The organism is Arcticibacterium sp. SM2516 (assembly GCF_057914865.1).
On sequence record NZ_CP195290.1, the window covers coordinates 1,609,521 to 1,621,498 of the forward strand.

General features: G+C 36.4%; 8 protein-coding genes and 1 pseudogene. 6 read left to right on the forward strand and 3 right to left on the reverse strand.

Features of this window, described 5'->3' with window-relative positions; translation table 11 throughout:
* Nucleotides 1–3: 3 nt before the first annotated feature.
* Nucleotides 4–663, reverse strand: coding sequence for a hypothetical protein (locus ACSBFT_RS06650; RefSeq protein WP_489603992.1), 660 nt, complete (start codon nucleotides 661–663; stop codon nucleotides 4–6).
* A 283-nt stretch (nucleotides 664–946) separates the two neighbouring features.
* Between ACSBFT_RS06650 and ACSBFT_RS06655 the strand changes: the two genes are divergently transcribed.
* The 6 genes from ACSBFT_RS06655 (at nucleotide 947) to ACSBFT_RS06680 (ending at nucleotide 10,003) form a co-directional block, all read left to right on the forward strand.
* The gene (locus tag ACSBFT_RS06655) at nucleotides 947–2,509 is read left to right on the forward strand and encodes a type I restriction-modification system subunit M (RefSeq protein WP_489603993.1); all 1,563 of its coding nucleotides are present in this window, start codon (nucleotides 947–949) and stop codon (nucleotides 2,507–2,509) included.
* Nucleotides 2,506–3,756, forward strand: coding sequence for a restriction endonuclease subunit S (locus ACSBFT_RS06660; protein ID WP_489603994.1), 1,251 nt, complete (start codon nucleotides 2,506–2,508; stop codon nucleotides 3,754–3,756). The genes ACSBFT_RS06655 and ACSBFT_RS06660 overlap by 4 nt, the downstream gene beginning before the upstream one ends.
* Entirely contained in the window at nucleotides 3,753–4,355 is a 603-nt protein-coding gene (locus ACSBFT_RS06665; RefSeq protein WP_489603995.1) for a hypothetical protein, read from the forward strand. The genes ACSBFT_RS06660 and ACSBFT_RS06665 overlap by 4 nt, the downstream gene beginning before the upstream one ends.
* A gap of 9 nt (nucleotides 4,356–4,364) precedes the next feature.
* Nucleotides 4,365–6,029 carry an ATP-binding protein gene (locus tag ACSBFT_RS06670; protein ID WP_489603996.1) on the forward strand — a complete coding sequence of 555 codons (1,665 nt, stop codon included), beginning with the start codon at nucleotides 4,365–4,367 and terminating at the stop codon, nucleotides 6,027–6,029.
* Nucleotides 6,030–6,135: 106 nt separating this feature from the next.
* Nucleotides 6,136–9,318 carry a type I restriction endonuclease subunit R gene (locus tag ACSBFT_RS06675; RefSeq protein ID WP_489603997.1) on the forward strand — a complete coding sequence of 1,061 codons (3,183 nt, stop codon included), beginning with the start codon at nucleotides 6,136–6,138 and terminating at the stop codon, nucleotides 9,316–9,318.
* Entirely contained in the window at nucleotides 9,311–10,003 is a 693-nt protein-coding gene (locus tag ACSBFT_RS06680) for a M48 family metallopeptidase (RefSeq protein WP_489603998.1), read from the forward strand. The genes ACSBFT_RS06675 and ACSBFT_RS06680 overlap by 8 nt, the downstream gene beginning before the upstream one ends.
* A 21-nt stretch (nucleotides 10,004–10,024) precedes the next feature.
* Here ACSBFT_RS06680 and ACSBFT_RS06685 read toward each other — a convergent pair whose 3' ends face one another.
* Entirely contained in the window at nucleotides 10,025–10,801 is a 777-nt protein-coding gene (locus tag ACSBFT_RS06685) for a hypothetical protein (protein WP_489603999.1), read from the reverse strand.
* A gap of 597 nt (nucleotides 10,802–11,398) precedes the next feature.
* Nucleotides 11,399–11,776, reverse strand: a pseudogene (locus tag ACSBFT_RS06690) (SOS response-associated peptidase family protein); the annotation flags it as partial.
* Nucleotides 11,777–11,978 lie beyond the last annotated feature (202 nt).

Here is an 11,978-nt window from a genome sequence, read left to right on the forward strand (position 1 = left end):
AATTTAATCAATATTCCAATATAAGTCTGGATCACCATCAAAAGCATCATCTATGTCTTGATCACTAAAACCCATTTCGTCAGAAGCATATGAACCTTGGTATCGGTTAAAAGTACGATCTTCAGACTGTTCGTTAAATCTACCATGACCAACATTATTAGTGTATTTAGCTTTGTTTTTTGCAATAGTTTGCTGAGTGAAACTTATTAGCTCAGTTTTAACTATTGGGTTATAAGAGAATTCAAGTTTTTGCAATCTTTTCAACTCTATTCCTTCGAATTTGTTTACCTCAGATGCCAATAAACTCTCTAGTACATCTGGTTTTATACAAAAATCCTTATTATTCGTAATGTGCCAGCTAATATTAGAAGAGGATTCTGCTGGAAGCTTTCCACTATTAGGATATTCTTTTAAGGCAAACTGCACTAATTCGTAATTACAATTTATGGGAACTACGATTTGTTCTCTTTTATTCAAAAAAAACCTATCATAAAATTCCTCATAAATAGATTCAGGCTTATCGTCAAATGAGGATTGATAATTAATAATCATTTGATTCAAAAATGGAGAGTTAAATTCTATTAAATCCTTACTAAAATTTTTCACTTCTAATCGATGCCCTACTTGAGGAATTAAAAAAATGAAACCATCAGTGTCAACCAATTGCTTTAGATACTTCTTAAACAATTCTCGCTCGAGGAACCTATTCCCACAATAAACTTCATTAAGGGTAAAACCCCTATACTTCCCAAAAGTGAATCTATCTTCTAAGGATTCAAAAACGTATTTCATGCTTTACTCTCTCTTCTTTAGATTCAGTATTATTTCTTAAGCAATTTAGCTGCATTGTTTCATAATCAAAAACAATCCCATAAAACCCTATAAAACTTCATGCACTAATTTCTACTTTAGTAGCTTATTGATTTTTTACCTACTAAAACCCTGAATGGCTGATAATAAATTAAACCTTGCCACCCTTGAATCTTGGCTTTGGGATTCTGCTAATATCCTGAGAGGCAGTATAGACTCCTCCGATTTTAAGAACTATATCTTTGGATTACTCTTTCTAAAGCGTGCTAATGACGTTTTTGAGGAAGAAGTGGAAACTATCATGGCTCGTGAAGGAATTGACCGAGAGGAAGCCGAAGAAGAGACTTTCTTTCAGATGCCGCCAGAATCTCGTTGGGATACCATTAAGAAAGTAACAGAGAACATTGGCATTGCCTTAGACAAGGCATTTGCAGCCATTGAGCGTGAAAACACCAATCTGGAAGGTGTTATGACCGCCACCAAGTTTGGAGACAAAGAGAAGCTTTCTGATGCCCTTTTACAGCGACTTTTAAGACATTTTAACCAACACTCGCTAAGGAATGATGATTTGGTTAGCAAAGACCTTTTGGGCGATGCGTACGAGTATCTTATAAAGCAGTTTGCCGATGATGCTGGTAAAAAAGGAGGCGAATTTTACACGCCTAGAGGTGTAGTGCAGCTGATAGTACAGCTCATTAAACCACAACCCAAACAAAAGATTTACGACCCTACCTGTGGCTCTGGTGGTATGCTGATAGAAGCTGCTAAATATGTAAGTGAGCTACCTGATGGTAAAGTGAATAATAACATCAATGTGTCTCTTTATGGCCAAGAGAAAAACCTAGGTACTTGGGCCATTGGCAAGCTAAATATGCTTTTGCATAATTTTATGGATGCCGACCTACGCAAAGGTGATACCCTGGTAGAACCTAAACACCTAAACGACCAAAACGAGCTGTTGCTTTTTGATCGTGTGATAGCCAACCCACCTTTTTCTGCTAGTGAATGGTGGACACCTGCTGAAACCAACATAGAAGTAAAACTAGATAAGGATGGCAAAGAGAAAAAGGTAACACCCAACTACAAAAATGTGGTGACCGACCCTTATGGCCGACTGCAATACGGCGTACCTCCCAGAGGCTATGCAGATATGGCTTTCTTACAACACATGATAGCCGTACTTAAACAAGATGGCAAAGCTGGTGTGGTGTTACCGCATGGTACGCTGTTTAGAAGCGGAACCGAAGGCCAAATACGTGAAGCTCTTATAAAAGCCGACTTGGTAGAAGGCATCATTGGCTTGCCAAGTGCTTTGTTTTATAATACAGGTATCCCAGCCTCTATCTGGATTATTAATAAAAACAAAACGGAAGCCCAAAAAGGAAAAGTAAGCATCATAGACGCCAGCAGTAACTACAAAGAAGGTAAAAACCAAAACGAGTTACTAGCTGAGCACATAGCGAAAATTGTAAAAGCGTATGATGGAGCCACAGACGTAGACAAATACATGCGAGTGGTAGCTGTAAGCGAATTGGCTGAAAACGATTATAATCTCAACATCTCTCGTTTTATAGATACCTCTGAACCCGAAGTACAAGTGAACATAAAAGAGGTACACCAAAAACTCTCTGATTTGGAAGAACTTGAAGTTGAAATAGATAAGAAGTTGGCCGGATTTTTAAAGGAATTGGGTGTATGAAAGATAAAGATATAATACCAAAGTATTGGGACTTAGCGAGGCTTTCAGAAATTACAGAAGTAATAACAAAAGGAACAACTCCAACAACTAATGGATTTGCGTATTTAGAAGAAGGTGTAAATTTCGTTAAGGTAGAAAGCATTCATGCAAATGGTACTTTAATGCCAAAGATGTTTGCTCACGTGGGTGAAGACTGTCATAAAGCATTTAAAAGGTCGCAATTAAGGAATAATGATATCTTGTTTACAATAGCCGGAGCTTTAGGAAGAAGTGCGGTTGTAAGTAAAGAAATATTACCAGCTAACACCAACCAAGCGGTTGCAATTATCAGATTGAAAAATTCTGAAAATTTAAATTATATCTTCCATTATCTAAGAGGAAATTATATAAAATCACTAATTGAAAAAATTAATGTTTCAACTGCACAAGCAAACCTTAGTTTAGGGCAAATAAATCAGTTCGAGATCCCCCTCCCACCCCTCCCAGAACAACAAAAAATAGCCGAAATATTAAGCACGGTAGATGAAAAAATAGCCGTGATAGACCAACAAATCACCGAAACCCAAGAACTCAAAAAAGGCTTGATGCAACGCCTACTTACCAAAGGCATTGGACACACCGAGTTTAAAGATTCTCCTTTAGGTGAGATTCCTGTTAGTTGGGTATTTGGAAAACTTGGCAAACTTGCAAAATCTTTTGCTGGAGGAACACCAAAAAGAGGTACTGAAGGATTTTACGGAGGTTCAATTCCTTGGATAAAATCAGGAGAAGTAAACAATAATTCAATTATTGATGCAGAAGAAAAAATTACAAAATTGGCTTTGAAAGAATCTTCGGCAAAACTTATAGAACCTGATTCAATTTTAGTAGCTATGTATGGAGCCACTGCGGGAAAAGTTGGGATACTAAAAGTTTCTGCGAGTAGTAATCAGGCAGTTTTAGCTATAACTTCTAAAGTATCAACCTTAACTAACCTGTTTCTTTATCATTATTTGAAAAAATGCACAAATGACTTATTAAATCTTTGTCAGGGTTCAGGGCAACCAAATTTGAGTAAAGGCATAATTGATAGTTTACAAATTCCCATTCCACCAATTCCAGAACAGAAAAAAATAACCGAAATTTTAAGTACAGTTGATGAAAAACTAGAAGTCTTATTAGACAAGAAAACCAACTATCACGAACTTAAACAAGGTTTAATGCAGCAATTACTTACAGGTAAAGTGAGGGTAAAAGTAGCTGAATGATGGTTTTGGATTATACTACATATCAAAAAATAAGAGAGCTGGTCAAAGGCGAATTCGTAGACCAGAAAAATATAAATGAGGAAGAATATAAATATAAGCTCTTCATTGCTCATGGTTTAGCCTCCATGGATGATTTCTGGAAACTGGTGGCTTTTGCATATTCTTGGATGCCTACCATTCCTACACTTCATTATGATGAGTTAAAGCCTGAGGATGAAGCTATTTTAGTGGATAAGCTAAACAAATTAACCGCTTCTGTTGAATACCTCACTTGGGCTTTTGAAACATTAGTGCCAGTTATTAACAATAGCTATGTAGGTGTTTCTAAGGTTTTGCATTTCATTAAACCCAATCTTATTCCCATTTATGATAGCAGAACGATTGGAGCATGGCAAAGTCTTTTTAGTGGAAAAGAGAAGAAACATATTGATAAGCCATTAGACCTAAGACATCAAAAAGGCGAATTAAAGAAGGTTTTGTTTTACATCACCAAAATGCATGAGTGGCTACATATTTGTCAAATTGAAGAGCCAAACCTTACGCTAAGGCATTTGGAATTAACGCTTTATTATTATGATCGCTTGAAAATTGCTAAATAGTGTTCTCTTATGACAGAAAACAGCGAGTTTGATAAAAAATCTTTGAAATTGGTGCAAGGCTCTTCCGCCGACTGGAGCGAGTTGGCGAAGGATTGTGTATGTTTTGCCAATGGTGTTGGTGGTGAAATTCATATAGGTATTGAAGACAATGAAGAAATGCCCCCTCCTACTCAAAAGATACCCAAATCATTGATCGAAAAAATTAATAAGACCATACCGCAAAGAACGCTGATGGTGGGAATGAATGCCAGTAAGTCAGTTGCTTCCAACGGTGGCGAATTTATCATTTTAAAGGTATTTAGAAGCAGTCAATCCATTGCTTGTACTTCAGATGGTAGATATTATATGAGGGTATCAGATGAATGTAAACCACTCTTGCCTGAAGATATGGCAAGAATGGCGGCAGAAAAGCAAGCTTTCATTTGGGAAGAAAGGGTCGTAAGAAAATACCCAATTACAGACTTAGACGCTCAAAAGTTTAATGATTTTGAACGTGCAATACTAGACTCAGACAGAGTTAGCCAATTCGTTAAAGAAAAAAGCCCTGATGAGCTTTTGGAATATTATCTATTTGCGAGTGATGGTTACTTAACTAATCTTGGGGTGCTGTGGCTAGGGCAAAGAAAGCAAAGAGCCTTATTGTTGTATGCTCCTTCTATTCAGTTTATTAAATACGATGAAAATGAAATTAAAGTAAACAAGATTGTTTGGGATGACTATCGTTTCAACCCAAAAGAATTACTACAAGCCGTTTTAACAGAAATACCAGACTGGAAAGAGTCCATAGAAATATCAGACGGTATTTTTCGTCAAACCATACCAAACTATAATATAGAGGTTATTAGAGAATTGATTGCCAATGCTCTAGTACATAGGGTTTATACCATGAGGGGTGATATTTTCATTAACCTTTATCATGATAGGCTGGAAATACACTCTCCTGGTAGGCTCCCCCTTGGTGTTACACCAGAGAATATTATCAACAAGTCCGTACATCGGAATGCCCATTTGGCCAAGGTGTTTTACGATTTGAAGCTTATGGAAAAAGAAGGTAGTGGTTTCGATAAAGTATATGAACTTCTAATGTTCAACGGAAAACCTGAGCCAATGGTAGAAGAGTGGGACGATAGGGTTGTGATAACTATACGGAAAAATGTTTTAAGCAGTGAAGTTGTACGTTTAATGACCAAGGTGAATGATGATTACCTGTTGACTCAGAAAGAAATTATTAGCCTTGGCCTTATAGCCCAAAATGGGTCTATTTCAAGTACTGATCTTACTAGCAAACTAAGTATCAAAAATGATGATTCTTTGCAAAAGTGGTTAGGGAAACTTACAAAGTATGAGGTGATTCTTTCTAAAGGTAAAACAAAAGGAACAGAGTATTTTGTTAACCCTAAAATGTTGAGGCAGGTGGATTATAAGGGTAAAACAGACCTCAAAGGAATAGAATCACACAGACTAGAGCATTTAATATTGCATGACTTAGGCTTGTACACTAAAAGCTCAATAAGTGACATAAACGAGCGTATTGGTAAGGAAATAAGCAGAAAACGAATCAAGCGTAAATTGGATGAGATGGTTGAGGCTGAAACCATTGAGGCCGAAGGAGTAAATAGAGGGAGAAAATACTTTATCGCCCAAAAGCGTAATAAAAACGATATAAATGGGTGATAAATGGGCGATAAGTGGGCGATAACTAGTTAACATTATCTATAAATAACTGACTGTATGATGTTTACATAATTTTGAAAAACGTATACAAAAATCAAAAAAATACATGAATTCTAACCCCGAATACATTTACAGCGAGCTACCCGCCATAGAGCTTTTCCAAAAAATGGGATACAGCTACTATAATGCTCAAGTATCTGATAATCGGGAGGGCATAACAGAGGTGGTTTTAAAAGATAAATTAGAGCCAGCTATTAAGAGGTTAAACCCATGGATAAACGATAACAACCTTAATAAGGCCTATGCAGCCATCACCACAGTTAATGGAGCCTCATTGATGGAAATTAACCAGAAGGTGTGGGAGCTTTTAAAAGGTGAGACTTTTTCTGTAAAACAGGTAATTGATGGCAAAGAAGATTTTCATGCTGTTAGCTACATTGATTATAACGACCCTGATAACAATGATTTTCTGGTGGTAAACCAAATGAAATTCCATGGCATTTATCAGCATTCTGTGCCTGATATTATGGTTTACATCAATGGCTTGCCCATAGGACTAATAGAATGTAAATCTCCTAAAGCAGAAACGGCATGGGATAAGGCTTTTTCAGACATCAAATACTATCAAGAAAATTCTGAAAGGCTTTTTCATTATAACCAAATCTGTGTTGGCCTTTGGCAATTAGGTGGTAAATATGGAGCCATAAATGCACCTTCACAGTTTTATTCGGTTTTCAGAACCAAAAAAGACGATAACCTTTCATTCTTAGAAGAAGATACTTCTGAACAGGCCAAACTCATTTACTCCATTTTCAGAAAAAACACCTTTTTAGATATTATCAGGCATTTTGTGATTTTTGAATTAGATGAAGGTAGAACCATCAAAAAGCTACCGAGATATCAGCAAATAAGAGCTACCAACAGAACCATAGAAAAACTGCAAGCAGGGCAAGGTGGCGTGGTTTGGCATACCCAAGGTTCTGGTAAGTCTATCACCATGGCTTATGTTGCCAGAAAACTACAAGCACCTGAGTTTGGTTTTGATAATCCTACGGTAATGATAATGACCGACCGTAAAGATTTGGACAGACAGATTACCAATACATTCCAAAACGTTGGTTTTAAGAATGTACATCAGGCGTCTTCGGTAGTTCATCTAGATAAACTTTTAAGAAACGACTATGGCGGAATCATCACCACTACCCTACAGAAGTTTCAAGAAACGGATAAGGAGGCCACCGATGCTACAGACCAAACGGAAGAAGAGGAAGTTGGCAATTTTCTTATTGAAAAGCACATTGATGGTAAAAAACTAATCAAAATTACCAAAGAGCTGAAAAATGGTAAATGGATAGAAATAGAAAGAACGGAAATAGATTTAGAGCAACTTTCTACTAAAGAAAACCTATACATTCTGGTAGACGAAGCACACAGAAGTCATTATGGCTTTTTAGCTTCTTTTATGCGTACAGTATTGCCCAATGCCAAATTTGTGGCGTTTACAGGTACTCCTATATCTAAAGAAGATAAGTCTACGCTAGCCGAGTTTTACGGTGGTGAATATATAGACGTTTATACCATAAAAGAGTCTGTGGCAGATGGTGCCACGGTGGCCTTATTGTATGATGAAGGCATAGCCAAATTGGATGTAAAAAAAGAAGAGCTAGATAAGGACTTTGAAAAAAACTTTAGCGAAGCTTCTAATGAGAAGAAAGAGAAGTTAAAGAAAGCAGCCCTACGGAAATACCAGCTTTCAAAAGACAGAATTGAAGATATATGTATTCATTTAATAGAACATTACAGCACCAAAATCTTTCCTGATGGTCATAAGGCCATGATAGTATGCTCTGGAAGAGAGGCTGCCATTCGATACCAAGAAACCTTACAAAAACTTAAGGAAAAAGGCATACATGGTTTTGAATCCAAAGTAGTGGTGAGTATAGGTTCACCTAAAAGTGATGAAATAGCCAAGGACTATTACGGAGCCATAGAATGGAATAAAACGCATCCAAATAACCTTAAACCAGTATGGTTAGTAGCCCCAGAGACTATTAAAACCGTTACAGAAGATTTTAAACTGCCTTTCGGGGACGAAAATGACAATGATAAGTCCGGTAAAAAGAAGTTTGATAATACTGCTTTCTTAATAGTCTCAGACATGCTTTTAACAGGTTATGATGTACCTATTGCCTCATGTTTGTATTTAGACAAGCCACTTAAAGAGCATAATCTATTACAAGCCATTGCACGAGTTAATCGCTCTGGAAAAGGAAAAAATGCAGGATATATTATTGATTATTGTGGCATCACGGCCTATTTAATTCAGGCATTAGAAATATTCTCTGGAGACTTAAGACCGGACGATATTCTTAAAAACCTGAGTGAAGAAATCCCATTGCTTGAAATGAATCATGCCAAAATGCTGGATTTTTTCAAGCCAATGAAGATAGACCGCAACTATGAGCGAGAAAGGTTTTTAGATAAAGGGTTGCAGTTCATAGAGCCTATCAATAAAAGAGATGAGTTTAAGATGCTTTTAAAGCAGTTTAATAAGTCTGTGAACATCGTATTGCCCAATGTGGCAGCAATGCGTTTTCAATCGGATTTTAAGCTGTTTAATGAGCTTAGAATAAGAGCAGCTAATGCTTTTCCAGATGATGAAGAACTAAAAGTGACAAAAGAAGAGAGTAAAATGCTTCAATCTATGATAGATGAGCATTTGACCTCCTTAGGTGTGAATAGTTTGTTGGCTGAGCCCATATCGGTTATAGATAAAGATAAGTTCAAGGAAGAAATCATGAACGCCTCCCCTGCCACTAAGGAGTTGAAAATGAGAAATAACCTGAAGCATACCATAAAAGTAGGATTGGACAAAAATCCTGATTTTTATAAGCCTTTGGCTCAAAGACTGGATGAGTTGCTAAAAATGAGGGAAAACGAACGCATAAATAATACAGAACTACTAAAAGCCTATGCTGATATTCAAGATATAATCATAGATGATATAAAAGAAGGAGAAGAGAAAGGTTTTGTTACAGATAGTCAGAAAGCCGTCTACAACTCCATGAAAACCATTTTTGCCGAGGATGCGGAAGATGCCACAAGAACGTTTTTTGACCTCATAAATGGCGAATTAAATATTATAGGTTGGCATGGAAAGGGCCAAGTTAAAAAGGACATAGAGAATAAATTAGTAAGGTACTTTAAGACAGCTAAAATGGAACGCATAGAGGCAAAAGCTAAGGCAAAGGAACTGATAAGCGTATTAATCAAAAATAAGGATGCCTAGCGTACAATACGGAAATACCACCATAGAATACAATATCTCTGAGAAACCAGAGCTAAAATCACACTATATAACCGTAGAAAAAGGTCGGGGTGTTACGCTTAAAGGCAAGCCTGTGGCAATTGAAATTTCTGATAAGCTAGTTTTAAAGAAAGCAAGGTGGATTCTAGACAAACTAGAGCTGGTACGGTCAATAAGCGAAGAGGAAATAGTAACAGGAGCTAGAATTCAATATTTAGGCCGTAGATATTACACAGAGCTAATAATCAATGATAATCTACAAAAAGTAGACATAGATTTTACAGAGTCCACGTTCAAAATTCATCTTCCAAATCAGCTAAATAATCAAGAAGACCTTAATTCGGCATTAAAGGCATTTTTCAGAACAAAAGCGACTGAAAAAATTACGCCAAGAATAAGGAAGTGGTCAAAAACTACGGGATTGACTTATGAAGAAGTGAAATTCCGAAAGTTAGAGAAGCGTTGGGGCAGCTGCACACCTAAGAACACCATCATTATCAATTTTGATGCTATTAAATTGCCGTTTTCTTTGATAGACTATCTCATAGTCCATGAACTTGTACACACCAAGATAAAAGACCACTCAAAGGCTTTCTGGGCAGAATTATCTAAGCACATACCAAACTGGAAGGAACTGGATGATAAGATGTTTGGGATGAAGATGTGAGTAATTTCTCTGTTTATGACATTAGTCCTTCTCCTTTTCTGAGGTGAAAGAATAAGACATCTTAAGTCCAATCGAGGCATATAATTTATTATAAAATAAAGTATTATCATCTATACTGATTGTTCTGGAAGCCTCTTCAGAACCATATAATATGAGGGGCTTTTTTTTATCTCGATAATTTTTGACAAAATACTGTCTGGGTGTTCTGATAGGTGTAAACTCAACAGTACCTAGGATTAAAAATTTATCCTTTCTATAACCTAACCCAAAACCTACATCAATAGGTGAAGATGTATTAACAGAACCAGAAGAAAAAGACAAGTTGGCTATATTTAAAAGTAAGGCTACGGCCAGATTATTCCTATTTGCTTTTATGTTACTAGTACTAATTCGTTTTTCCATGGCTTTCGTAATAGCATTAGTATAAGCTTTTACATTTTTATCCGTATTGTTTTCAAATGGATTCCATACAAGTCCCATTGAAAATCTAGTTTGCATTCTCGATATTTTTTCAAATTGAACATTATTGTCAACAGGGGAAATAGCAACATCGTATAATGTTCCAAACCTCATTCCAGCTCCAGCAGAAGCAAAAAAGTTAAATGGTCGTTCAAAGTCTTCATCAGGTATTTCCTTGGTTTTATTTGAACTTGTAGTCTCAACCGGTGCTCGTTTAGGGCTTTCTAGCATTGTTGAATCAGTTGTTGTAACTGCGTTTTCTAGTCTTGTTCCTAGCTCCCCATGAGCCATCGAATTAAAACATGTAAGAATTAGATAACCGACTAATATTTTTTTCATGGCTTAAAGTTTTTAAGAAAAACATTAATCAAATGTAATGCATACACCATATACAAAAACATGGGAAAAACACCCTAATACTGTTAGAATAGTCTTTTCAAAAAACTAAAAATAGAGCATATTAAATACTAAATAAAATTGGTATCCAGAGTGTATTTTTCTCTAAAAAGAAGGTATTTGGAAAGGGAAATAGGTAGCTAAGTATGATCACTTATAAAATCCAATGAAGTCACTATGATTCTAATAAAACTAAATGTCGGACACACTTATTTCTATTGCGTTTCGTAACGAATCATTTCCTTCGATTTGACGAATCAGTTGACGAAACATTGTGAGAAACGTTAAACGAAACATTGGCGACACTTTAATGTTTCGTACATGTTTCGCCACGTGTCGCCAACGTGTCGCCCGTTTCGTCACGAATTGCTTGGTGAAAGAAACATAGTGTGCCGTTGTCCACTTTGATTCGTGTAGGACACAAACCTTATTTGAATTCAAATGGGATGTAGGAAACCACAAAAATCAAATTTTAGGTCAGGTCATTTCGAAGAATAGAAAGTGAAAGAACATGCTTAGTTCTTATTTTCAAAATAACCCCTATTGATTTGGTGGTGGCTTAATGGAATCTACACCATCAGGCAATTCTTTGTAGTAGTACTTGTCTAGAATTTCAGGGTGGCTAACTATTCCAAACTTATTTCTAAGTTTCTTCACAGTATGTGCTTTTAATTTGCCTTCAGGTAATGGTACCATAAGTTTACTGTAATCTTCACCAGTTAACCATTTTTCGAAATCCTCCTTTTCTAAAACAACCGGCATTCTAGGGTCAGGCTCTTCAAATGGCTTATGAATTACGTCTTTATTGTGAATTTTTGCCATAAAAGAGTTGGCACTTGTTGTAATTATTGATACCGTCTTTTGGTGAATTCCATCCAAAATGGCAAAATCATAGATTCCAGCAAATACCATTGGCTGATTATCCTTACGCTAAATGTAAAACGGTATCCTTTTAGTTTAGGATAAGTTAACACCCTCCTGCATTATTTGTGAGAGTATTGGCAGGTCTCAAAGCTGTTCCTTATAGTATTTCCTGTGCCATATGGATATGCACTAAATTGCTCAAATAACTTCTATGAAATATCTTCCACCATCTTGACCTCAAAAATGAGAACAGGAA

Bases quoted from the DNA above. Each gene is read 5' to 3' on its own strand.
- ACSBFT_RS06655 (WP_489603993.1), top strand. From the start codon at position 947: ATGGCTGATAATAAATTAAACCTTGCCACCCTTGAATCTTGGCTTTGG.
- ACSBFT_RS06660 (WP_489603994.1), top strand. From the start codon at position 2,506: ATGAAAGATAAAGATATAATACCAAAGTATTGGGACTTAGCGAGGCTT.
- ACSBFT_RS06665 (WP_489603995.1), top strand. From the start codon at position 3,753: ATGATGGTTTTGGATTATACTACATATCAAAAAATAAGAGAGCTGGTC.
- ACSBFT_RS06670 (WP_489603996.1), top strand. From the start codon at position 4,365: ATGACAGAAAACAGCGAGTTTGATAAAAAATCTTTGAAATTGGTGCAA.
- ACSBFT_RS06675 (WP_489603997.1), top strand. From the start codon at position 6,136: ATGAATTCTAACCCCGAATACATTTACAGCGAGCTACCCGCCATAGAG.
- ACSBFT_RS06680 (WP_489603998.1), top strand. From the start codon at position 9,311: ATGCCTAGCGTACAATACGGAAATACCACCATAGAATACAATATCTCT.
- ACSBFT_RS06685 (WP_489603999.1), bottom strand. From the start codon at position 10,801: ATGAAAAAAATATTAGTCGGTTATCTAATTCTTACATGTTTTAATTCG.